Below are 25,218 nucleotides of genomic sequence, written 5' to 3' on the forward strand. Positions count from 1 at the left end.
CAATTATATCATAAAAGTTCGACCTTTTTCGTGATAATTCTTAACACAACCCCACTTTTCATATACGCTCTATATTGTATCATCGCATTGGTAAGTGTTAGAAGTATCTGATGAGGGAGATGATTTTATTAGGTTTTTAAATGAGTTTTAAATTGTACTCATCATATATGAAAAACAAAAAATAATCCCTCATGTACTATAGATCACTAGCGTTGCATAAAAGAATTATAAATTAGTCAAGCATTTAATTTTAAAGCCCTCAATTTGTTTGAAATCTTTGATCAAAGTGGTTCTTTACAAACGATGAAAAATAACGATTTCTGAAACAAAGGAATGGAATAAAACACCGAAAATTGTTTTGTGGGACATTATTATTAAAATATCCATTGTTAAAATTGTTTAAAGACTGGCTCTATTACATGATCTTTATTGGCTTTTCATACAGGCACAACTTTACTTACTTATCAATTGACCTTTTGATAAGGTATTTCAACACCTTCATCGAAAAATAATTGATTCTCAACATCTACATAACTCATCGTATTGCGTACCCAATAATACGACTCATCTATTTTATAAAGTGGCACAGATAATTGATGTTCAAATAAAATCATAAATTGTCTATCCTTTATGATTGTAAATCTTGTGCTAAGTCCATCTGCTAATTCATATTGACCTGCAATCTCATCCTTATTAGTGAGCAATAAAATTTCTATATGTTTTGGTGCTTCTACGGAATACTGTATTCCCATTAAATAATTCATAATTTCTTGTTCATATTGCGGAAACACTTCCTGATTCGTTGCTAAAATAATCATATCCTTTGTGGATGTATTAATAAAAGCTTGTGCTGAGCAACCGATCCATCCTCCTGTATGACCAACCCAGTCATCTTGAATGATAAAACCATAACTATAATGCTCAGCGACTTCTGTTGGTGTTAATATGGATTGCACAAACTCTTTGCTAATGTACCGACCTTGCAAAAATGCTTTTAAAAACTTTGCTACTTCAGCTACTGTTGCATAAATACCACCGTCACCATATACATTATTATATTTTTCATTTTTGTTTAAATATGGGTCACTACTTGCCTTTTTATATCGTTGGTTTTCATAATCATACATATGACCTTGCGCTTCGTATTGTTTTCTAGGCTGTGTTGTTGTACTAGTGAGATTTAATGGTCTTGCAATATATTGTTGTAAATATATTTCATACGTTGAGCCACTCACTTTTTCAATAATTTTTGCAAGTAAAACATAATTCGTATTGCTATAAGACCAATGCTCATTCGGTCTATGTTGTGGTAGCGCCATCTCGACAAATGTTTCAACACTTATTGTAAAATCTTCTGCAATATACTCAGGGATACCAGATGTATGTGTAAGTAAGTGTGCAACTGTCACATTTGCAAAATGAGGTACGTTAAACCAATTTGTAATTTTATCTTCTAATTGTAGCTCTCCTCTTTCAATTAGCTGAAATGTCATTACTGCTGTATACATTTTACTTAACGACGCAAGATTAAATTGTGTATTTTCAGTAATAAGGTGTTGCTCTGAGATGTCTTGATAACCATGATAATACTGCTTGATTTGTCCATGTTTCTCATAATAAACTGCACCATTAAACGAGATATTTTTAAGTAAAACCTCCATTTATTAACCCCCTAAATAATTTAGATATCTAACACATTGGATATGAAGGAATTTTATAATTCCTTCATTGCGATCCCCCTTAGTTTTCCAACAATGCGTTCCAATTCGTCTAACTCGTCTGATGAAAGTTTGCTGTAAATTTTATCTGCAATCTGCTGTTCAACATAATCTTGCTTAGAAAAATACTCCAATCCATTTTCATCTAAGGTTATGAAAACTTCACGTCGATTTTGTAGATTAATTTCCCGTTTGATATATCTATTCTTTTCTAACTTCGCTATTAATTGACTAACTGCACTAGAGCTAATATTCATTTCAATCGCAATTTCACCAACCGTAATACGTTTTGATAAGTAGACAATATCTAATACAACCGCTTGTTGTGTTGTAATACCGCTATTTAAATATTGCTTATAATGTTTATATATCAAACGGTTTATGGTATATTCTGCTTCGTTAATGCGCTTAACCTGTTCATATAAGGACAAAAGATCACCTGCTAATATGTTAGATGTCTAATATATTAGCAAGTAATTTGTCGAACGTCAATCTTATATAAAAATGTCATAACATCAAGTATGTTCAATAATTATACAGGAGGTAAAAAGGCTGTCATTCATTGGTAAATATCTTGTCACTCATTGGTACAGATTATGTCATTGCTGGTACATTAGAGTGGCCGTAATCATTCTTTGTGATAAAAAATAATCCCTCATGTACTATAGATCACTAGCGTTGCATAAAAGAATTATAAATTAGTTAAGCATTTAATTTTTAATGCCCTAAATTTGACTGATAATTCAGATTGTAATCATTCGTTGCATCTTAGTAAAAAAAGTCAACGTGGTTATGAAGGTAGTCCTTTATCTACTTTTTGTAAATCATTTAAAAAATAGAATCGTAGGTTAGATCATCCAAATGGTTAACATCTCCTGATTCATATTGTGCTAAAGTTTCTTCAAAGATACGTTGATGCTGAAGACTTCGCTGTCCTCTGGATGTTTGATCGGTTTCTTTAATAACTTGGATATAGAGGATGTCAGTTTGTTTGACCAGCAATCGCTAATCAAATCCATCATTTCTAGTAAGAGCCCTTAATAACCTAGTTCTTGTTTGAGCAATAGGTTTAAGCAGTATGTAATCATAGCGATATAAATCTGATTGAATACAGTATTTTGTCTCTTACCGTAAAGCTTCTTCAAGACCAAATGTTGCTTTACCCACCAATTCATTTGCCGTATAAAAAGTGAGGTGACACAATTGAAAGCTAAAAAAGTGTTAAGAGAAATTGAAGCAATGCATTATTGGGATGCTAGAGTATTAAAATTTGATTTCAAGTTTCTTTTGTGACGAAATAGCACTTGTGTTTGAGGATACAGACTTTAATGTTAAATTGTCATTTTTGGCATGTTCTAAATTTTCCTTCAATACCAGTGCAGAAGATAGAGAAAACCTTTTAAGAGAGTTAGCAAAATCACAAATTTCTTATTTTCTCCAAGATATAGAGGTTGTCGATGTCCAAAGTGAAGGACACCTTTTACTGAACTGTAAAATCTTAATGCTCCCTCTTAACGTTGAGATAGTATGTAATTCAATTTCAATTGAAAAGCTAAATTTGTGCTAGAACCTTGACTGGCTTAGATGCCTTTCAAGGCTTTTTTGTGAGGCTAACAAGTACTGATTAAACAATACTTTTCCTAGAAAGTGGAGATATCTCCTGCCGAGCAAGGCACGGTGGCAGTTGAATTTAGCCATCGCAAAAGTTCTAGACCTTGATGATTCAAGTCTCTGAGATAATAATCATTATCTGTAAAAGGCTACCAAATAACTCATTTAGTCCCAAGGTTTTAGTTTTTTGGATCAATGAATCGAGATGGTCGAATATCGTTACAAATTTTGTGTTTGGTTTGGTTCAAGCCATTCAGATTTTTTTCTGAAGCTGCTATGCTAGTAAAGACATCCAGTCCTCTTCAACTTTTATGTTATTCAAAATGTGAATGAAAGCGTTATCTACATTTAACACGATGTCCAATGTAATATGAGTAAAGTGAATGTATTATATATGTTGACATAATAAAAAGGCTTTATTTTCAAGTCACTCAAGATTGTTTTATGAGAGTAATAGGGAGGTGAAATACTTGTTTAACTTACCGGCAGAGACTTTTTGGTTAATCCTTCCTTGGCCTTTTATATGGTTAGGGTTAGCGACTATTATTTATTTTAAAATGAAAAAAGTCGACGATGAAGAGGAACGCTTGGAAAAAATCAATAAATAAAAATTCAAGGTCGGAGGCCATTGAACATGAAATTAGATGGTATTATTTTTGTTATTTATTTGGGAGTATTACTAGGAATCGGTATTTGGTTTTCCCGTAAATCTTCTGAATCAACAGAACAATACTTATTGGGCGGACGTTCCCTAGGACCGGCTGTTACAGCAATGACAATGCAAACGACTGCTATGAGTGGGTTTATGTTTATGGGTGCTCCAGCGATGGCTTTTCAATACGGGTGGTATGCAGTTTGGTACGCAATAGGTGATGCCGGAGGATCAATCATTAACCTTTCAGTACTAGGAAAAAGAATGAGAAGGATGTCCGAGAAACTAGGAGCACTGTCTCCAATTGAATACTTAGAAAAACGATTTGAACATGCAAGCGTACGTGTTATAGGCTCTCTTATTGCCATAGTATTTTTATTTGGTTACGTTTGTGCTCAATTCATTGCTGCTGGTAAAGCGTTGTCGACTTTAACGGGGTTCTCTTATGAAGTTTCATTACTAATTGGAATTAGTGTCATTTTAATCTATACAGTTGCAGGTGGATACTTAGCGGTGGCATACACCTCTTTTGTACAAGGTTTAATAATGGTTACTGGTGTTATTGGGATAGGTGTTCTTGCTTATTTTTATGTAGGTGGTTTATCAGGATTGAATGCATCACTTGCTGAAATTGATCCAACTTATTTAAGTATTTGGGGGAAGGATCTAGCATTTTATGGTCAATGGGGTGTGGTTTTAGGGGCAATACTTATTTATTCTATAGGATACATGGGACTCCCTCATGTTGTTGTACGCCATATGTCAATGAAAAGTACAAAGACCGTTAAAGGTGCCGTTCTAATTAGTGCTGTATGGAATCAATTCTTTATTTTTGTACCTTATATTTTAGGAATGATAGGCATTATTTTATTACCGACCATTGCAGATCCAGAAATGGTTATAACCGAATTAGCTTATACCTTATTCCCGGGAATCTTCGCAGCAATTTTACTGTCTGCAATAATGTCTGCTGTTATGTCAACAGCCGACTCCATATTAATGCAAGCCGGTTCCATATTGTCACGTGATATTTTTCAACGTTTTATAAACAAAAATGCAAGTCAAAAAACAATGGTTCTTGTGTCAAGGTTATGCATTTTAGCGGGTGGAATTGTAGGTGTTATTGTAGCCATCTATGAGCCGCCTTCAGTTTTTGCTCTTGTTATTTTTGCTTTTGGAACATTAGGAAATAGTTTTTTAGTTCCTTATGTGGCTTCAGTTTATTCGAAAAAGGCTAATTATGTTGGTTGTCTAATGGCTATGATTGGCGGAGCGACAACAAATATCTTGTGGACATCGTTGAATTTTGAATCAATAACGGGTCTTCATCCATTTTTGGCTGGGTTAATTATATCGATTTTAGGAATGATTATCGGAAGTAAAATCGGGCCGAAACCATCTAAGGAAATAGAAGAAGTATTTGAAGAATCAAGATTTCCACGATTGTTTTCGAAAGAGTTTGATAAAAATATCACTCGTGATTTAGCTCCTGAGGCTAATCGTATTTCTAAGTTTTTACGAGAGGAAGTCAAACAAGTAAGGGGAATTAACCATGACGATGGTTTTTACACAAGAACTTGAGTTTCCTGAGCATCAGGTTGAGAGGTTAATGAAAGGCTTAGAAAAACAATCAACGATCAAAGTAGAAAATATGGTTTATTATCCGTATTATTTTTTCGAGTTTGATGTGTCGGTTAAAACAGTTGTAGGATTACAAGGAAAGACCGCGTGTACAGTGGATGCTTTGGATGGAAAATGTGCTCTAGTAGACGTGTTTCCTCAATTGATTCAATATGAGATTGAACAAGATTTTCAACTAGAAATAGTCATAGCTGAAAATGAGGCTAAGAAAGCCGCAAAGTATTTTATTTCTGAAAATATTTCCAAGAAAGTGAAGTTTCTAAAAGTACCTAAAATAAAATTTTCATCCAAAACACTTTATTACCGTCCTTTTTGGCTTATTAGCTTAACTAAATATAAAGAACAGTCACTAATAATAGTAGATGCAATTAGTGGAAATTACCATCCATTATAAATGTACTCATCTACTTTAGTAACAGAAGGTCTATAGACCAAAAATGATGACAAATTAAAAAATAAATGATAAGTGTGTGTTTTATTCTGTAAGAAGCTTATTGAATATAGTAAACGCTGTGGGGAATATTGGAAGAAGTATACTGTATGATGATAAATGGCTTCTTAACGTTAAATGGGGAAGAATATCTTTTTACATTTTGTCTAATGGCTAAAATGAAAAACAATATATCATAATATGTAAGGTGAATAGAGAGGAGCGTAGTAAATTGATCACAAATACAGATGATTTATCAAAAAAGGATGAACAGTATGTATGGCATGCCGTTAAGCCATTTAACCCTGAGTCAACCATTATCGCAGAAGAAGCAAGCGGGGCTTGGATAACGGATATAGATGGGAATAAATATTTGGATGCCATGGCTGGTCTTTGGTGTGTAAATACTGGTTATGGACGAGATGAACTTGCGGAAGTGGCTTATGAACAATTGAAGAAAATGGCATATTTTCCCCTATCTCAAAGTCATGTACCCGCAATTAAACTCGCCGAGAAGTTAAATGACTGGCTAGAAGACGAGTATGTTATTTTCTTTTCTAACAGCGGTTCCGAAGCGAATGAAACAGCATTTAAAATTGTACGACAATATCACCACCATAAAGGAGAAACGGGAAGGCATAAGTTTATTTCACGATACCGTGGATATCATGGTAATTCAATGGGAGCACTGGCTGCAACTGGTCAGGCACAAAGAAAGTATATGTATGAACCGCTTGCTGGAGGGTTTATTCATGTGACTCCTCCCGATATATACCGAAGTCCATATAAAGGAACTTTGGAAGAGCAAAGTTTAGCTGCTGCGGACGAAATCGATCGTGTGATGACATGGGAATTAAGTGAAACAGTTGCAGGTGTAATTATGGAACCGTTTATTACCGGTGGTGGAGTTATTATCCCACATGAAAGTTACTTGCCACGCGTAAGGGAGATTTGTGATAAGCATGGTGCACTGTTAATTCTAGATGAGGTAATTTGTGGTTTTGGGCGAACAGGTAAAAAATTTGGCTTCCAGCATTCAGGAATAAAGCCTGATATTGTGACGATGGCTAAAGGGATTACAAGCGGCTATCTTCCCCTTGCTGCAACGGCTGTCAGAAAGGAAGTTTATGATCAATTTAAAGGAAAAGGTGAATATGACCATTTCCGACATGTCAGTACGTTTGGCGGAAATCCGGCCGCATGTGCTCTGGCGATAAAGAACATGGAAATATATGAAAATGAGAATCTAATTGAACGCTCCGAAATGATGGGGAAAAGGTTAAAAGAGAGATTGTTAGATTTGGAAAGTCACCCTAATGTTGGTCATATAAGAGGAAAAGGATTACTCATCGGCATTGAACTTGTAGAAGATAAAAAGACGAAGCAACCTGCAGATGTTGAAAAAGTGAATAGTATTATTGGATTCTGTAAAGAAAATGGACTGATTATTGGCAAGAACGGGGATACGGTGGCTGGATTTAATAATATTATCGCTTTAAGCCCGCCTCTAAATTTAACGAACGATGATCTAGACTTTATTGTAACAACTTTAAAAAAGGCTTTTGCTAAATTGTAAAAATATTGAATGGAAGTGATTGTTTTGACTACAAAAGTTGCTAGAAAAATTAAAAATTTTATCGGCGGAGAATGGGTGGATGCAAAGACAGATAAATTGGAGCCAGTCTATAATCCGGCAACTGGAGAGGTGATTGCCGAAGTTCCAATTTCAACAAAAGAGGAACTCGATAATGCAGTAAAGGTCGCTGCCGAAACGTTCGAAACATGGAAGGAAGAGCCAGTTCCAAAACGAGCAAGAATTTTGTTTAAATATCAACAATTACTCATAGATCATTGGGATGAATTAGCTAGATTAATAACAAAAGAGAATGGTAAAAACTTTGAGGAGGCTCATGGAGAAGTTTTGCGTGGCATTGAATGTGTAGAATTTGCTGCTGGATCCCCTTCTCTTATGATGGGAGAACAACTTCCTTCTATTGCTCAAGGATTAGAGTCAGGCGTGTATCGTTATCCAATCGGTGTAATTGGTGGAATTACCCCATTTAACTTTCCAATGATGGTTCCGACATGGATGTTTCCGATGGCAATTGTAACCGGTAATACCTTTGTGTTAAAGCCGTCTGAACGGACGCCTCTTTTAGCAAATCGATTGGCAGAGTTGCTTGTAGAAGCTGGTTTACCTAGAGGTGTGTTTAATATCGTCCATGGTGCTCATGATGTTGTAAATGGAATGCTCGATCATGAAGACATTGCCGCAATTTCTTTTGTAGGCTCTCAACCAGTTGCAGAATATGTATATAAGCGAGGAACAGCAAATCTGAAACGCGTTCAGGCACTTGCTGGTGCTAAAAACCATTCGATCGTTTTAAAGGATGCTAATTTGGATCATGCTAGTACGGAGGTCTTAAAGGCTGCATTTGGTTCTGCAGGTGAGCGGTGTATGGCTTGCTCTGTCGTAGCTGTAGAAGAATCGGTTGCAGATGAGTTTATATCGCAACTAGTTGCAAAAGCAAATGAGATTAAAATAGGAAATGGTTTAGATGAAGGCATTTTTTTAGGACCTGTCATTCGTGATTCACATAAGGAAAGAACATTACATTATATTGAAATAGGAGAAAAAGAAGGCGCAACACTAATTCGGGATGGTAGAAAAGACAAGAGTGCTCAAGAAGGCGGATATTTCGTCGGACCGACTATTTTCGATCATGTGACAAGTGAAATGAAAATTTGGCAAGACGAAATTTTCGCTCCTGTATTATCAATAAGCCGAGTAAAAAACTTAGATGAAGCAATCAAATTAACGAATAAATCTAATTTCGCAAATGGATCTTGTATATTTACAAATAACGGTGGAAGTGTAAGAACATTTAGGGAAAATATCGATGCTGGAATGTTAGGTGTTAATATTGGCGTCCCTGCCCCAATGGCATTTTTCCCATTCTCGGGATGGAAAGATTCATTCTATGGAGACTTGCATGCAAATGGCAAAGATGGTTTACAATTTTATACAAGAAAGAAAGTAGTAACAGGAAGATGGGTTGAATAAAATGTTCTGAACGCACAGTGAAAACTGTGCGTTTTCATATGAAGAGACGCTTGGAAACATGCATAGAGGCTGTGAAAGATGCATAGTTGCTCATCCATGATCATGATGCCTAAGTCGCTGGAAAAGATGCGAAGTAGCTCAGCGAAGATGTTTAGTGGCTAAAAAAGATGCTTAGTCGCATTTCAAATTTAAAGGTTTCATTAAAAGTGCGTGTTCAAAAAGGAGGATAAAAAGGATCAAGAAGTTCGAGGCGGCGCAGCTCCCGTCAGCGGAATGTATGCATTTAGATACATGAGTAGCGGAGAAACAAGCATTCGTGCGAAATTCGCAGTGTGATTTTTACCGGACTTTTTGAACATCCTCTAAAAAATAAAAACTGTCCCAAATGTCATGTGATGTTGGGACAGTTAATTCGACTACTTTTCTTGAGCTTGATAATGCTCCAATACGTATTTTCTCAGTTCACGCTTCAAAAATTTACCGACAGATGATTTAGGGATTTCTTCTACAAATAATATATCATCTGGGAGCCAAAACTTAGCAAACTGAGGTTCTAAAAAGGCAAGTAATTCTTGCTTTTGAACTTTACCAACAAACTTATCATGTAAAACGACACATGCAATTGGTCGTTCTTGCCATTTTTCGTCAGGAATTGCTACAACACTTGCTTCAAAGACTGCTTCGTGTGCCATTAACACATTTTCAAGTTCTACAGATGAAATCCATTCCCCGCCACTTTTTATTAAATCACTAGTACGGTCAACAATTTTAATCGTACCTTCTTCATCAACTGTCACAACATCACCGGTATAAAACCAGCCGTCTATAAATGCAGATTCTGATCGTTCATCATTATAGTAAGAGTCTGCAATCCATGGACCACGTAGTAGCAACTCCCCCATTGTGTTGTTATCCCAAGGAATTTCTCCTTCCTCTCCAACTACTTTCATTTCAAGGCCAGGAACAAGAATTCCTTGTCGTGTTTTTTCAAGCGCTTTTTCATCTAATGTTAAGTCTTTTTGATAGCTTTTCAGTCGCGAATATGTTGCAAGCGGAGTTGTTTCAGTTGCTCCATATGCATGGAAAAATGGTATGTTATATTTTTCTTCGAATGTACGTATCATTCCAATAGGTGCTGCAGATCCTCCACATAAAATTCCTCGTAGACTAGACAGATCATATTCTTTCTCCTCTAATTCTTTTAATAGACCTAACCAAATAGTAGGAACACCTGCAGTAACTGTAACCTTATATTCTTCTATAAAGCGGGCAAGTCTTTCCGGAGTAAATCTTGGACCAGGCATTACTTGAGTAGAACCGAACCAAGTACAAGCAAACGGCATTCCCCATGCATTCACATGAAACTGTGGAACAACTGGCATGGAGATGTCGGCTTCAGAGATTGCTGCTGTGTCTGCTAAGCCTAAAGCAAGACTGTGCAATGCAATTCCTCGGTGTGAATATAGCACACCTTTTGGCTTTCCTGTTGTAGCCGAGGTGTAACACATTCCAGCAGGATCAGTTTCATCGATATTTTTAATAAATTCGTAATCCTCATCGCCTTTTTCTAAAAGTTGTTCATAGGAATATACATTAGATAGACTGTTATCAGGTAATTTATCTTTATCTGTCATGACGATATAGGTTTTTACAGTTTTGAGATGGTCTTGGAGTTTATCTACAAGAGGTAAAATATCTTCATCTACAAAAATTATTTTGTCTTCTGCATGATTGATGATGTAAATAATATGTTCTGGAGATAATCTAATATTTATTGTGTGTAACACTGCGCCCATTCCTGGAGCAGCAAAGTAAATTTCAAGGTGCCTGTGGGTGTTCCAAGCTAGTGTTCCTACTCGGTCACCTTTTCTAATGCCAAGATTATGTAGTGCGCTCATAAGACGCCGGGTTCGTTTACCAATTTCCTTATAGGTAAGTCGGTGTATTTTGTCATGTGACTGTGAAATGACTTCCTTTTTCGGGAAAAACTTTTCCGCATGTTCCATCATTGCCCCAACAGTTAATGGATGATTCATCAATAAAACCAACCCCTTATATAATAATTATAATGTTTGTCTAATAATACCACATTAATAATAATTTGAAAATACCGAAGATTGCTATTAGTTTTTATCGCTAACAAAACAAACTATGATAAGGTAAAATAAAGAGGTAGTGGGGTAGATAAGAATGAAGAAGCAGTATGACTTTACGGAAGGAAATATTTTTAAGCAATTAATATTCTTTTCTGGTCCGATTATTTTAGCGAATTTACTACAAACGTCTTACCAAGTAGTCGATAGTCTTTGGGTTGGAAACTTACTGGGAGCCGACGCACTTGGGGCAGTAGCTATTTCCGGAGCAATCATTTTTACTGTGCTTTCTTTTGTTATTGGATTAAATAATGCGGCATTAACAATACTTTCTCAGCAAAAGGGGCAAGGAAATCGACAAGGTTTAAAAAATTATTTAAATGCCTTTGTTGTAACCCTTACATTTCTCGCAATTATATTAAGTGTTTTTGGGTATATATTATCGGAACAGTTGTTAATGTTACTTGGAACTCCCAATGAGTTACTGCCATTAGCGATGGACTATTTACGGATTAACTTTGTAGGAATGCTTTTTTTATTTGGTTATAACTTTATTAGTACAGTTCTTCGTTCCATCGGAGATAGTAAAAGTCCTTTAAAATTTGTCCTAATTGCAGTTGTCTTAAATATTTTCTTAGATCCATTATTTATTGCTGGATTTAATTTTGGTGTTAAAGGTGCTGCGTACGCTACAATTATAGCTCAAGGAATTGCTTTTCTCTATGGATTGTATTTCGTTTTACGCAATAAATTGGCTCCTTTTCAAGTCCCGAAAAAACCTCAATTACATGAAGTAAAGTTAATTTTAAATTTGGGTATTCCAGCAGGTTTACAAATGTCTGTTATTTCTGCAGGGTCAGCAGCTATTTTGAGTGTTGTGACAGTCTTCGGCGGATCTGTTGTAGGTGGATTTGGAGCAGCACAAAGAATCGATAGTATCATAATGTTGCCCGCCCATGCATTAGGTACTGCTGTTAATAGTATGGCTGGACAAAATATTGGGGTTTCTAATTGGAGAAGAGTTCATCAAATAACAAAGTATGGACTATTGTATAATTTAACTATTATGTGTCTGATTGGAATATGTATTGTACTATTTGCTGAACATGGTGTTAGATTATTTATTCAAGAGGAAGAAGCGGTTAAATTTGCGAGTCAATACTTACGTATCATGGCATTTTGTTTCCCATTTTTAGGAATAAATTTTATTTTAAATGGCGTGGTTCGCGCTGCTGGTGCAATGTATCAAGTACTAGTGTTAAATATTATTTCATTTTGGGTGTTAAGATATCCATTGACATATTTATTTTCTAGCGTTTATGATGAAGTTGGTATTGCTTTTGGATTAGGTGCTAGTTTTATTATCAGTAGTATACTAGCGAGCGCTTACTATCGTTATGGAAAGTGGCGTAAAAAAGAATTGTTTCAAGTTGATAAATAACTATTAAACTGTTAAAAGGTTAGGGGCATACATAGCATGAAATGTTCTGGTTATAAAGTATTTATTCGGGTTTTTGCCCTAGTATTCATGATGTCATTACTTCTTGTTGGAGTATCTCTATATACATCAAAAGATGAATTTAAAAAAGGAAAAATTGTTCAGCATGTTTTTACAAAAAAAGTAGAACAATATCGATCAACTGTTGAAAAATATGCAATAGAGTTCGATGTAGAAGAACATACGGATGTACTTTTGGCTATGATGCTTCAGGAATCTGGTGGACGTGGTGATGACCCGATGCAATCTTCAGAAAGTTTATGTGGAGAAGTTGGTTGTATTACTGATCCGGAACAGTCCATTAAGCAGGGGGTATCTTATTTTGCAGAAGCTTTACAGGCCGCAGATGGGGAAATAGAATTAGCCATTCAAGCATATAATTTTGGTATAGGCTTTATTTATTATCTTAAAAAAAATAAACAATCATATAATCAAGATACAACGATAAAGTTTTCCCAGGAAATGTATAAAAACGCGGATGATCCTTCCTTATATACCTGTTTGCGCGAAGAAGCGAAACAATATGATGCTTGTTACGGCGATATTTTCTATGCACAAGATGTGATGGAATACAAACAAAAGTTTGTCACAAATTAAGGAGCTGCTATAGGTGAAAACATTAAGCTGGTGTGGAAAATTATCATTTTTAATTGGGTTTGGATCAATCCTTTTTGGTGTATACTTACTTTATAAGGAATTGATTACAAATAATTTTGTGGCTCATCAGTCAATAGCGGTTGCAATTATTTGTTTAGGATTATTCTTTTTGTTTCATTTTAGTTTAAAAGTGTTAGAAGCTAATAGTGTGCATGGGGTTAGCTGTAGAATTAAAAAGTAAATGAATAAAATGTAATTTTACTATTTTAAAGCAAGAAATTAATTGGTATTATTAGAACAAGCAAATAAATTAAAGAAGGGGAGTTTTAGCAATGAAAGAAGTTTACACAAATAAAGCGCCCGAGGCAATTGGTCCATATTCACAAGCGGTTATTGCTGGAGATTTTTTATATGCATCAGGAGCAATCCCGATTAATCCTGAAACTGGAAATGTTGTAGAGGGAATAGAAAATCAAACGATTCAAGTAATGGAAAATTTACGAACAGTATTACTTGAAGGTGGAGCGAATTTCTCACAGGTTGTAAAATTTACAATTTATTTGAATTCAATGGATAACTTTGGAACGGTAAATGAAATATACGGTCGTTATTTGAAAAAACCTTACCCTGCACGTGCGACAGTTGAAGTTAGTCGCCTACCAAAGGATGTTCTAGTTGAGATTGACGCTGTAGCTTATTTAAAGTAAAGGGGTTTTGCTAACTCCTTTATTTTTTTTTCATAACTTAATGAAATGTGAGGTGGTTTTGTGCAATCATTTATGTATTTTAATCCTACGAAACTGCTATTTGGGAAGGGACAATTGGGTCAATTATCAAAAGAAGTGACTAAGTATGGTGAAAAAGTGCTTCTCGTATATGGTGGTGGGAGTATAAAACGAAACGGTGTATATGATGAAGTTACGAATATATTAAAAGCTGCAGATGTTGAATGGGTAGAATTAGATGGAGTGGAACCAAATCCTCGAGTTACAACTGTGCGAAAAGGAATCGAAATCTGTAAAGAAGAAAATGTAGATTTTGTTTTAGCTATTGGTGGTGGTAGTGTAATCGATTGCACAAAAGCGATTGTCGTTGGTGCAAAAACGGATGTAGATGTTTGGGATATTATTAGTAGGAAAGTAAGGGCGACAGATGGTTTGCCATATGGATCCATTGTAACTATTGCGGGCACAGGAGCGGAAATGAGCTTAAGCTCTGTAATTTCGGACTGGAAGACAAAAGATAAACGAGCTTGGGTTTCTTCTTTTTCCCGTGCTAAATTTGCAATTATAGATCCGACTTTTATGACATCGGTACCGATAGAACAAACGGTAAATGGTGCTGTTGATGCTATGTCACATGTATTAGAACATTATTTTCATTCCGAAGAAAATACACCCATTCAGGATCAATTTTGTGAAAGTGTGCTTCGTACATTGATTGATGTAACACCTAAACTACTTAATGACTTAGAAAATTATAAGCATCGTGAAACGGTTGCCTATGCAAGTACAATAGCATTGAGCGATCAGCTCAATATGGGTTTTATTGGCGATTGGGGAACCCATCACATTGATCATGCTCTTTCTGCAGTTCACGATGTTCCTCATGGCGGTGGAATGGCTATTTTATTTCCACATTGGATGCATTATGTTTTAGATGAAACAAATGTCATGCGCTTCAAACAATTAGCGACGAATGTATTGCTTATTGATTCTGAGGGTAAATCGGATATGGAAGTAGCAAGAGAAGGAATAGATTTATTAGCAACTACATGGGCATCTTGGGGTGCGCCGTCCAAATTAAGTGATTATAATATAACGGAAGAAACATTACCGTTAATTGCAGAAAAGACTATTGAAACACAACCGAAATGTGGAAATTTTAAGCGATTAACAGAGCAGGATGTAGTTGAAATTGTAAAGAGTAGTTTATAAAAAAGGAGGTTCGTTGCTTCTCTTGCGGACAAAATATACCGAAAATTCGATGAAAATTGTCCGGTGCGGTCTCCCTCAGCCAATAGTGATGTAAATTCGGCAAAAATTGTCCGTGGTGCCCTCCCTCGGATAAATAATGATCAAAAGGTAAAGCAGTTTGTCCGCTGAAGTTTGCCGCGGACAAATTTTAACAAGAAACTGCCAGAAAATATCGGCGGTGCTCTCTCGTTCCTGATCTCGTGCAAAAATTAGAAAACTTGGCATTCGTTAGAGAAAATATGCCCCTTCAAAGGAGTATACCAACGCTAGGCGCAAAGCCTGTTCTTAGTCGGCCTTCCTTAGAGCCGTAATGGCGAAAGACAGAGGTGATGTTGCACTTATGCTCTAGAGTGCAGCCTTTAATGGCGAGTGCCTTAGTTACACATATGCAGTAGGAAAGTTTTATGCTTTCCTATCGGCCAAAAAAAGAGGTACAGCAGAATTGTCCCCATATCAGAGCTTGATGCGGGAAAAGGAAGATGCGGTAAAAATTTTGACTGAATAGACACCAGGGAAGTTTTGTGAAATTAAAAAAAGAATTAGCAGTTGTTATGCATAAACTGCCAATTCTTTTTTAATTTCTTCTCGAATTCTCTCTAAACATTGTTCTGGAGTTTTTCCGTGGACAAGTTTTCCATTAACATGCGCATATGGACTCTTGGCACATAAGCCACAAAAAGATAAACAGCTGTTCATTAAAACGGCAACTTCTGGAAATTCCCCTTCAATAATTTCCTCTATATTTAATGTTGTGATGAGATTAGCACTGCAGATGTCTACAATAACAATACCCATTTAAATCACAAACTTTCTATAATAGCTTTTGATAATGTAGTTATATCATTTCCTTACGAACATTTGCAATAGAACTGCCTATATCGTACCAATTTAAATATAATGTTTTTTCTTTTGTCATATAATTTCAATTGTATTTTACGATAATTAAGCATAAAATATGTATTAAGTTTAGAAAAGGAGTTTATCAAATGAGATATATTAGTAAGTTGTTTTTAATATTATCAATCGTTTTTGGACTGGCTGTTAATTCCACAACTTTGACTCACGCAGTTCAAACGGATGAAATGTTGGATGAACCGATTGTTGTATATGGTGATACATTATCAGATGCTCAGAGAGAAGAAGTAAGGAGATTACTAGAAGTTGATTCAGATAAGGTAACAGAAATGAATGTTACTGGTAAGGATATTGCTCATTATATTAATGGGGACCCAAATTCAAGAATGTTTTCATCGGTTAAAATTACTCATAAAGACAAAGGACATGGCATTGTTGTTAATATTGTAACAGCAGATAATATTACACAAGTGACGAGTGAAATGTATAGTAATGCACTCTTAACAGCTGGAGTTGAGAATGCTTTAATTGAAGTTGCTTCTCCTGTTCAAGTAACAGGTACTTCAGCATTATCAGGAATTTATAAAGCGTATGATGCAGCAGGTGCTGAATTAGAACAAGGCCGAATGGAAGTAGCCAATGAAGAGCTGGATTTTACAACAGAGCTTTCTAAAAAAGAAGGACTAAGTCAAGAAAAAGTAACTGAATTAATGACAGAAATTAAAAAGGAAATTGCTGAACAAGATCCTGTAACAAGAGAAGAAGTTGAACAAATAGTAAAGGATCAATTGGAAAAATTAGAAATTAATCTTAGTGAAGAAGATCGTCAACTACTCATTGATTTATTTGAAAAAATGAGAAACTTAGATATTGATTTTGATCAGGTAAAACAGCAGTTGGAAGATATCACTTCTACGATCAAAGATAAATTAGATGATATGAATTTAGAATTAGATGAAGGTTTTTGGGACAAAGTTTCTAATTTTTTTCAGGATTTAATTGATAGTATTGCAAATCTCTTTAAAGGGTAAAGGGCTCTTATTTATAGGCCCTTTTTCTCATTAGCTCTCCTACTTTTCTGCTTCATTTCATCGAAGTTGATGGGGAAATATGTCATAAAATTAATTATGGCTACAGAAATATAGGATCGCTAGTTGATTTGTAATTGCAGATATTGAATTTACGATCGCCGATGTTGAGTGAATTTCCAATATGATGAGTCGCTGGCTAAGATGTCGAGTCGCATTCCAACCAGTCGAGTCGTTCGCTAGATGTCGAGTCGAATCCGAACAAGTCGAGTCGTTCGCCAATACGTCGAGTCGATTTCCAACATATAGATTCCCAATGTCGGAGCTTATGGATTTTGCGGAAATATGAAAAATTGAATCAATGTGATAAGCAGTGCCTCACCAAATATAAAAATATAATTGCCCAAAAGTAGGAGTGATGCAGTGAAAAATAAACAAGTATCACAAAAGTGGCCGATAACCTTATTTACTATCGGTGTTTTTATGGCTGGACTCGATAACGGAATCATCAGTTCAGCATTAACTACAATATATAATTCATTTGGGGTATCGCCATCATGGGGAGCTTGGACAGTAACGCTTTATACATTAGGTGTTGCAATCTCCGTTCCGATTGTTGGTAAGTTATCAGATAATTATGGTCGTAAACGATTGTTTATTATTGAGATTCTGTTATTTGGCGTTGGCTCATTATTAGTAGCGATTAGCCCTAACTTTACAATGCTCCTTATTGCAAGATTTATTCAAGCCATTGGTGGTGGCGGAATTTTTATTATCGGGACTTCACACGTGTTATCTACCATGCCCAAAAACCAACAAGGAAAAGTTCTCGGTCTATTAGGTGGAATGCATGGCTTATCTGCTGTAGTAGGCCCAAATGTTGGAGCACTTATTTTACATATAACTGGAACTTGGCAATGGATGTTTTTAATTAATATTCCGATTGCGTTGTTTTTAATAGCAATGGGTTTCTTAAAAATAGAAGAGACAAAACAGCCAACATCAAATGCACTTGATGTAACAGGAACTATTTATTTATCATTGGGGATCGTTGCTTTTATGTTTGGGATTACTAACATAAATAGTTTAGAACTACTATCAAGCATTACAAGTGTTACAGTTTTACCTTACCTTATTGCAGGTGCTTTGTTCATTTATCTCTTCTTAACTCATGAAAAACGATTAGAAAAAAATGGTGGAGATCCAATTATATCTGCCTCATTATTACGGAAACGTTCGTTTCAATTAACACTTCTACTTGGATTTTTGTCAGGTGGATTTTTGGCAAGTATTATCTTTATACCTTCCTTTGTGCAGCAGGCTTTACAAGTTCCAGCTGAGAATGCAGGTTTTTGGTTAACTCCATTAGCGTTAGCATCAGGAGTAGGCGCAGGTTTAGGTGGATTTTTAACTGATCGAATTGGAGCGACTCGGACCATTATTGTTTCGGGAATTATCGGTTTACTTGGCTTTTTAATGTTTTTTTCTTTTGTAGATGATTTATCAACCTTCGTTATTGCAAGTGTATTGGCGGGAATAGGTTTAGGATTTTTGTTAGGGGCACCTTTAAATGTTTTAGTTGGTGAAAGTGTAGAGAAAGATCAATACGGTACTTCGATTGGAACACTTTCATTAACCCGCCAAGTTGGATTAACCTTATTTCCGACAATATTTGCCAGTTTTATAACTTCAGGTGTGATGAAAATAGAGCCGACATTTAAAGCTGTTTTTGGTGAAACTGTAATTCCATTTCACGAGGTGAGCGAAGGAGAAGGCTATGGTGAAATTGTGGAAGAGATAGAAAAAATTAACGATCCTTACTTGCAGGAGCAACTTTACTCTATAGTATCGAGTGTAATGAAATCTGGTTTTCAAGATATGTTTTTTGCGGCAGTAATCATTTCGGCAATTGTAATCATCGTTAGTTCTTATATGCAAATGTCAAAGGCAGATTAAGTTCAATAACCTCAAGTTGAGTTCGGAATCTTCTAACTTTAACATTCTTTATGGAAAACTTACAAAAATTATGTATAATTAAATTGCAGATAACTTATACATATCTGTAAAATTTAAAAGGGGAGGTTCATAAAAATGAACTGGAAGAAATGGTCTTTACTTTTTACACTTGTTTTTGCCATGAGTATCTTCTTAGCTGCATGCGGTGGTGATGATAAAGATAGCGACGCTAAGACAGATGATGGAGCGGAAGAACAATCAGGGGAAGAAACAGGGGAAGAAACAGGGGAAGGGCTTGCTGATGAACAAGTGTTAAGCGTTAACATTAAGTCAGAACCGCCTTCGTTACATCCTGGTACATCAACGGATACAACATCAAGTGCTGTACTTGACCAAGTGTTTGAAGGATTAACAAGGATGAACCAAGATGGAGAGCCGGAAGAGGCAATGGCAGAGAGTATTGAAGTGTCTGACGATGGATTAGTGTATACATTTAAAATTCGGGAAGATGCTAATTGGACAAATGGAGACCCGGTAACTGCTGGTGACTTTGAATATGCATGGAAATGGGTGTTAAACCCTGATAATGCAGATACAGATTATGCATACCAGCTATACCCAATTAAAGGTGCTGAAGATGCGAAAGAAAATGGAGGTTCTTTAGATGAGGTTGGTATTACAGCAGAAGACGACAAAACGTTAGTCGTAGAACTAGAACAGCCGACAGATTATTTCTTGGAATTAACAGCATTTCACACGTATTATCCTATAAACGAAAATGTGTCAGAAGGAAATGATAAATGGGCGTTAGACGCTGGTGATGATTATGTATCAAATGGACCGTTTAAATTAGTATCATGGGATCATAAAGATAAAATTGTCATTGAAAAAAATGAAGGTTATTGGGATGCCGAGACAGTAAAATTAGAAACAATTAATATGCATATGATTGATGAGGAAGCAACCGCATTACAAATGTATGAAAACGGTGACCTTGATTGGATTGGTGACCCTATTGATAAGATTCCTTTGGCGGCGATTCCAACGATGGAAGAATCTGGCGAACTGCACATTTCAGACCGTGCGGGAGTATATTATTACACATTGAACCATGACGAAGAAATGTTTAGTAATGTAAATATTCGTAAAGCATTGGCTTTATCCATTAATCGTCAAGCAATCATTGATAACGTATCAAAAGGAGAACAAAAACCAGCGATGGCATTAGTTCCACCTTCCATGTTTGAAGAAAATGAAACAGGGTACTTCCAAGATAATGATGTAGAAAAAGCGAAAGAACATTTAGAAAAAGGACTAGAAGAGTTAGGATTAGACAAACTTCCAAAAATTAAACTCTCTTATAACACAGATGAAGAACACGCAGCTATTGCGCAAGCTGTTCAAGATATGTGGAAGAAAAATTTAGAAATTGATGTTGAACTTAACAATGAGGAATGGAACGTTTATCTAGATAATCTAGGTGAAGGTAATTATCAAATTGGGCGTATCGGTTGGATTGCTGACTTTAACGACGCAATCAACTTCTTGGAAATTTTTGAAACCGTTGGTGGTAACAACTATACAAACTGGGAAAATGAAGAATTCCAAGATTTACTAAAACAATCACGTGCTGAACTAGATTCAGATAAACGCCAAGAAATTTTAAAAGAAGCGGAAAAACTGTATATAGAAGAAATGCCAATGGTTCCTGTTTACTTCTATACACATGTATATGCATACAAAGACCATGTACAAGGTATTGAAGTTGCTCCAGTTGGTAGTTTCAATCTTAAGTGGGGTTATATTGCAGCTGAATAAGTGATATTATTAACTGTAAATGAAATAGGGGTGATTCATTTCACCCTTATTTTCATTGACTTGATAGAAAGCATCCTATTAGTAGTATACTAGACAGTTTTTGTATGCTGTTTTGTAGAGATGTACAAACCTACATTCCAAATCTTTATTATTTTACACTATTTCTTGGGGGTGTGAACACGTGCTGAAATATTTATTAAAAAGAATTGGTTATATTCTATTATCCTTATTTTTTATCGTTACCATTACTTTTTTTCTTATGAAGTTAGCTCCAGGTGGTCCTTTTACGTCGGAACGAAAACTCCCACCCAAATTAGAAGAACAAATGAATGAAGCCTATGGATTAAATGATCCGATCCATGTACAATACGTTGATTATCTAACTCGTATTGCAAAATGGGACTTTGGACCGTCTTTTAATAATGTTGGACAAAGTGTAAATGACATTATTAATCGTAGTTTTAAATATTCGTTAATCCTGGGGATTGAATCTATAATTCTCGCGTTATCAGTTGGGGTGTTTTTAGGAGTAATTGCTGCTTTATATCATAACAAGTTTGCAGACTATACCGCAATGATCATAGCAGTTTTAGGAATTTCAGTACCGAGCTTTATCTTAGCAGCAGTTTTACAATATGTATTTGCTTTTAAGCTAGGCTTGTTTCCGATTGCAAAATTTGATTCTTTTGCCCACTCTGTCTTACCTGCAATAGCTTTGGCAGCTACCCCGCTTGCATTTATCGCCCGGCTTATGCGCTCAAGCATGTTAGAAGTATTAAACTCTGATTATATTAAAACTGCTAAAGCGAAAGGGTTAAGTAATCGCATTACTATTTATAGACACGGAATTAGAAATGCTATTTTACCAGTTGTTTCTTATTTGGGGCCATTAGTCGTCTCGATTTTAACAGGAAGTTTTATTATAGAAACTATATTTGCTATACCTGGTTTAGGTAATGAATTCGTTGAAAGTGTAACGAACCGAGATTATACCGTCATAATGGGAACAACGGTCTTTTTTAGTATATTATTGTTAGTTTCCATTTTAATCGTTGATATTATTTATGGATTTATTGATCCTCGTATCAAAATAACAGGAAATGAGGGGGATCGTTAATGTCACAAGTACAATTAAAAGATACTGATTTTGAACCAATAGAATATACACAATCTGAAGCTGAAAAAATAGCGGGTGAAAGTACTTCCTTTTGGAAAGATGCTTGGCGCCGCTTTAAACAAAATAAATTAGCCATTGCTGGAGTTCTCGTAATTGTTCTCATAGGGATTATGTCATTTATTGGCGGTCCGATTTCGGGACACAACTACTATGATAACGATTTAATTAGTTCAAACCAATCACCATCAGCGGAACATTGGTTTGGAACAGATAATTTAGGACGAGATTTATTTGCAAGAACATGGTACGGGGCAAAAATTTCTTTATTTATTGGATTATCAGCTGCATTTATCGACCTAATCATTGGAATCATTTGGGGATCCGTTTCGGGGTATTTAGGTGGTAGAGTTGATGAATATATGATGCGAATTGCTGATATATTATCTGGTGTACCGTATTTATTAGTTGTTATTTTATTAATGGTGATCATGCCTCAAGGATTATGGACATTAATTATTGCCATGACGATTACCGGATGGATTAATATGGCTAGAATTGTTCGAGGGGAAGTTATGAGGCTCAAGACTTCCGAATATGTTATGGCTTCTAAATCACTTGGAGCAAGCAGTTTTAGAATAATGGCGAAACATTTAATACCAAATACAATGGGACCAATTCTTGTTACGTTAACATTAACAGTACCAACAGCAATATTTACAGAGGCTTTCTTAAGTTTCCTTGGATTAGGTGTACCTGCACCTCTTGCGAGTTGGGGTACAATGGCATCTGATGCGTTGCAAGCATTAAGATACTATCCATTCCAATTATTTTTCCCAGCATTTTTTATTAGTTTGACAATGTTAGCCTTTAATATTGTTGGAGATGGGTTGAGAGATGCACTTGATCCGAAAGATCGCCGTTAATCGGGAGGGAATATAATGAAAAAAATATTAGAAGTGAAGGATCTTTCCGTTTCATTTAAAACATACGGTGGTGAAGTGCAAGCTGTTCGAGATGTAAATTTTGATTTGTATGAAGGGGAAACGCTTGCAATTGTCGGTGAGTCAGGTTCAGGAAAGAGTGTTACTGTACAGTCAATTATGCGTCTCATTGCAATGCCTCCCGGAGAATTCAAATCAGGGTCAGTCTTATTAGGCGGTGAGGATTTAGTGCAAAAGTCTGAATCGCAAATGGAGCAAATCCGCGGAAAAGAGATCGGAATGATTTTCCAGGATCCAATGACTTCACTAAATCCGACAATGAGAATAGGAAGGCAAATCACAGAGGGATTAATAAAACATCAAAACATGTCAAAAAAAGAAGCTCATGCCAAGGGAATTGAATTATTAAAGCTTGTCGGAATTCCGAATCCCGAAACACGTATTAATCAATATCCGCATGAATTTTCTGGTGGGATGAGACAACGTGCAATGATCGCAATTGCTTTGTCTTGTAATCCTAAAGTGTTAATCGCAGACGAACCGACTACCGCACTCGATGTGACGATACAAGCACAAATATTAGAATTATTACGAGAAATCCAAAAAGAGACAAATACCGCCATTATTTTAATTACTCACGACCTAGGTGTCGTTGCTAACGCTGCAAACCGTGTAGCGGTGATGTATGGTGGAAAGGTTGTTGAAACAGGGACGGTAGATGAAATTTTTTATCAACCGAAACACCCTTACACGTGGGGGCTTCTTGGATCCATGCCGAAATTAAATGATGAGAATGAAGAATTACAATCCATACCCGGTTCACCACCTGATTTAAAAGATCCTCCAAAAGGATGTCCTTTTGCTGCTCGCTGTCCGTATGCTATGAAAGTATGTGATCAGCACATGCCACCATATTTTGAATCATCAACTACGCAAAAGTCTGCTTGCTGGTCACTTGATGAACGAGCACCAAAAGTGGAACCTCCAGAAAGTGTAATTGTAGGAGGAGGACAAGAAAAATGAGTAATTTTAAAGATAAATTAGTCGAAATTAGAGATTTACGCAAGCATTTTAAAATTGATCGTAATAATACACTAAAAGCAGTAGATGGATTAAATTTTGATATTTACAAAGGCGAAACATTTGGGCTTGTTGGTGAGTCTGGATGCGGTAAATCTACTGCGGGAAGAACGATTATGCGTCTTTATGATGCAACTGATGGGGAAGTATTTTTTAAAGGCGAAAATGTACATGGGAAAAAATCGAACCAAGAGTTGAAGCAATTTAACCAGAATATGCAGATGATTTTCCAAGACCCATATGCATCATTAAATCCACGAATGACGATTACGGATATTATTGCTGAAGGTCTAGATATACATGGACTAACTAAATCAAAAAAAGAACGAGTGGAACGTGTTAATGAGTTGCTGGAGACAGTGGGACTTAATAAAGAACACGGAAATCGTTATCCACATGAATTTAGTGGTGGGCAAAGACAACGAATCGGGATCGCTCGAGCACTTGCAGTAAATCCAGAGTTTATCGTAGCTGATGAACCGATATCAGCTCTGGACGTATCGATTCAAGCGCAAGTAGTTAACTTGATGAAAAGATTACAAAAAGAGCAAGGTCTCACCTATTTATTCATTGCACACGATTTATCAATGGTTCGTCACATTAGTGACCGCGTTGGAGTAATGTATTTGGGGAATATGGCCGAAATTGCAACGAGTGAAGAACTATATGAAAATCCACTTCATCCGTATACACGTGTCCTTTTAAGTGCTGTCCCTATTCCTGATCCAAATCTGGAAAGAACGAGAGAACGGATTGAAGTAAAAGGGGAATTACCAAGTCCGATTAATCCACCAAGTGGCTGTGTATTTAGAACAAGATGCCCATTTGCAACAGATGTTTGCGCTAAGGAAAGACCGATCTTCCAAGAACATAAAATAGACCATTGGGTAGCCTGTCATATGTTTGATAAACGTTATAAAGATGAGTTTAAGAATAAGTAATCAAAAAGGAAAGTACCATTAACCGGTACTTTCCTTTTAAGTTTTAAAGTCACGCGAACGGTCGTTAACCAGCTAACTTTGCGATTTAATCAAGAAGGAAGATCTGGATTTAACCACGAAGATCCGGGTTTAACCACGAAGAACTGGGTTTAACCACGAAAAATGCGAAATAACCACGGGAATTCAGTTTTATCCACGAAAA

The 25,218-nt window shown here is 36.0% G+C and carries 21 protein-coding genes; 17 read left to right on the plus strand and 4 right to left on the minus strand.

What is annotated here, in order from left to right:
- Window positions 1-464: 464 nt before the first annotated feature.
- Together SPD89_RS02560 and SPD89_RS02565 are read right to left on the minus strand one after the other, a co-directional pair.
- Complete coding sequence (locus SPD89_RS02560; RefSeq protein ID WP_336260390.1) at window positions 465-1,661, minus strand: serine hydrolase domain-containing protein; 1,197 nt, start codon at window positions 1,659-1,661, stop codon at window positions 465-467.
- A gap of 53 nt (window positions 1,662-1,714) precedes the next feature.
- On the minus strand, window positions 1,715-2,149 hold the full coding sequence (locus tag SPD89_RS02565; protein WP_336260391.1) for a MarR family winged helix-turn-helix transcriptional regulator: 435 nt from the start codon (window positions 2,147-2,149) through the stop codon (window positions 1,715-1,717).
- Between the two features lie 1,650 nt (window positions 2,150-3,799).
- Here SPD89_RS02565 and SPD89_RS02570 point away from each other — a divergent pair.
- The 5 genes from SPD89_RS02570 to SPD89_RS02590 all read left to right on the plus strand — a co-directional run bounded on the left by SPD89_RS02570 (window position 3,800) and on the right by SPD89_RS02590 (window position 9,116).
- Window positions 3,800-3,937, plus strand: a complete 138-nt coding sequence (locus SPD89_RS02570; protein ID WP_336260392.1) for a hypothetical protein — start codon at window positions 3,800-3,802, stop codon at window positions 3,935-3,937.
- 26 nt (window positions 3,938-3,963) lie between these two features.
- Window positions 3,964-5,562 carry a sodium:solute symporter family transporter gene (locus SPD89_RS02575; protein WP_336260393.1) on the plus strand — a complete coding sequence of 533 codons (1,599 nt, stop codon included), beginning with the start codon at window positions 3,964-3,966 and terminating at the stop codon, window positions 5,560-5,562.
- Window positions 5,534-6,016, plus strand: a complete 483-nt coding sequence (locus SPD89_RS02580) for a hypothetical protein (RefSeq protein WP_336260394.1) — start codon at window positions 5,534-5,536, stop codon at window positions 6,014-6,016. Before SPD89_RS02575 ends, SPD89_RS02580 begins: the two co-directional genes overlap by 29 nt.
- A gap of 268 nt (window positions 6,017-6,284) precedes the next feature.
- On the plus strand, window positions 6,285-7,628 hold the full coding sequence (locus SPD89_RS02585) for an aspartate aminotransferase family protein (protein ID WP_336260395.1): 1,344 nt from the start codon (window positions 6,285-6,287) through the stop codon (window positions 7,626-7,628).
- A gap of 24 nt (window positions 7,629-7,652) precedes the next feature.
- On the plus strand, window positions 7,653-9,116 hold the full coding sequence (locus SPD89_RS02590) for a CoA-acylating methylmalonate-semialdehyde dehydrogenase (RefSeq protein WP_442961025.1): 1,464 nt from the start codon (window positions 7,653-7,655) through the stop codon (window positions 9,114-9,116).
- Window positions 9,117-9,532: 416 nt separating this feature from the next.
- On the opposite strand, the gene SPD89_RS02595 is transcribed toward SPD89_RS02590, so the two are convergent.
- Window positions 9,533-11,155, minus strand: a complete 1,623-nt coding sequence (locus tag SPD89_RS02595) for a long-chain fatty acid--CoA ligase (protein ID WP_336260397.1) — start codon at window positions 11,153-11,155, stop codon at window positions 9,533-9,535.
- 151 nt (window positions 11,156-11,306) lie between these two features.
- On the opposite strand from SPD89_RS02595, the gene SPD89_RS02600 reads away from it, so the two are divergent.
- From SPD89_RS02600 to SPD89_RS02620, 5 genes are all read left to right on the plus strand, one after another.
- Window positions 11,307-12,650, plus strand: a complete 1,344-nt coding sequence (locus tag SPD89_RS02600) for an MATE family efflux transporter (protein ID WP_336260398.1) — start codon at window positions 11,307-11,309, stop codon at window positions 12,648-12,650.
- A 36-nt stretch (window positions 12,651-12,686) separates the two neighbouring features.
- The gene (locus SPD89_RS02605) at window positions 12,687-13,304 is read left to right on the plus strand and encodes a lysozyme family protein (protein WP_336260399.1); all 618 of its coding nucleotides are present in this window, start codon (window positions 12,687-12,689) and stop codon (window positions 13,302-13,304) included.
- A 13-nt stretch (window positions 13,305-13,317) separates the two neighbouring features.
- Complete coding sequence (locus SPD89_RS02610) at window positions 13,318-13,545, plus strand: hypothetical protein (protein ID WP_336260400.1); 228 nt, start codon at window positions 13,318-13,320, stop codon at window positions 13,543-13,545.
- 91 nt (window positions 13,546-13,636) lie between these two features.
- Entirely contained in the window at window positions 13,637-14,011 is a 375-nt protein-coding gene (locus SPD89_RS02615) for a RidA family protein (protein ID WP_336260401.1), read from the plus strand.
- Window positions 14,012-14,071: 60 nt separating this feature from the next.
- Window positions 14,072-15,241, plus strand: a complete 1,170-nt coding sequence (locus SPD89_RS02620; protein WP_336260402.1) for an iron-containing alcohol dehydrogenase — start codon at window positions 14,072-14,074, stop codon at window positions 15,239-15,241.
- Window positions 15,242-15,829: 588 nt separating this feature from the next.
- Here the strand turns inward: SPD89_RS02620 and SPD89_RS02625 are convergent.
- A complete protein-coding gene (locus SPD89_RS02625) occupies window positions 15,830-16,075 on the minus strand; it encodes a DUF1450 domain-containing protein (RefSeq protein ID WP_336260403.1) in 246 nt (81 codons plus the stop codon).
- 191 nt (window positions 16,076-16,266) lie between these two features.
- On the opposite strand from SPD89_RS02625, the gene SPD89_RS02630 reads away from it, so the two are divergent.
- From SPD89_RS02630 to SPD89_RS02660, 7 genes are all read left to right on the plus strand, one after another.
- Window positions 16,267-17,166, plus strand: a complete 900-nt coding sequence (locus SPD89_RS02630) for a DUF1002 domain-containing protein (RefSeq protein ID WP_336260404.1) — start codon at window positions 16,267-16,269, stop codon at window positions 17,164-17,166.
- Window positions 17,167-17,586: 420 nt separating this feature from the next.
- A complete protein-coding gene (locus SPD89_RS02635; RefSeq protein WP_336260405.1) occupies window positions 17,587-19,119 on the plus strand; it encodes an MFS transporter in 1,533 nt (510 codons plus the stop codon).
- Between the two features lie 135 nt (window positions 19,120-19,254).
- A complete protein-coding gene (locus SPD89_RS02640; RefSeq protein ID WP_336260406.1) occupies window positions 19,255-20,937 on the plus strand; it encodes a peptide ABC transporter substrate-binding protein in 1,683 nt (560 codons plus the stop codon).
- Between the two features lie 181 nt (window positions 20,938-21,118).
- Window positions 21,119-22,054, plus strand: a complete 936-nt coding sequence (locus SPD89_RS02645) for an ABC transporter permease (RefSeq protein ID WP_336260407.1) — start codon at window positions 21,119-21,121, stop codon at window positions 22,052-22,054.
- Window positions 22,054-22,977 carry an ABC transporter permease gene (locus tag SPD89_RS02650; protein ID WP_336260408.1) on the plus strand — a complete coding sequence of 308 codons (924 nt, stop codon included), beginning with the start codon at window positions 22,054-22,056 and terminating at the stop codon, window positions 22,975-22,977. Before SPD89_RS02645 ends, SPD89_RS02650 begins: the two co-directional genes overlap by 1 nt.
- 15 nt (window positions 22,978-22,992) lie before the next feature.
- Window positions 22,993-24,018 carry an ABC transporter ATP-binding protein gene (locus tag SPD89_RS02655; RefSeq protein WP_336260409.1) on the plus strand — a complete coding sequence of 342 codons (1,026 nt, stop codon included), beginning with the start codon at window positions 22,993-22,995 and terminating at the stop codon, window positions 24,016-24,018.
- The gene (locus SPD89_RS02660; RefSeq protein ID WP_336260410.1) at window positions 24,015-25,016 is read left to right on the plus strand and encodes an ABC transporter ATP-binding protein; all 1,002 of its coding nucleotides are present in this window, start codon (window positions 24,015-24,017) and stop codon (window positions 25,014-25,016) included. The genes SPD89_RS02655 and SPD89_RS02660 overlap by 4 nt, the downstream gene beginning before the upstream one ends.
- Window positions 25,017-25,218 lie beyond the last annotated feature (202 nt).

It is taken from the genome of Pseudogracilibacillus sp. SO30301A (assembly GCF_037072025.1).
GTDB lineage: Bacteria > Bacillota > Bacilli > Bacillales > Amphibacillaceae > Pseudogracilibacillus.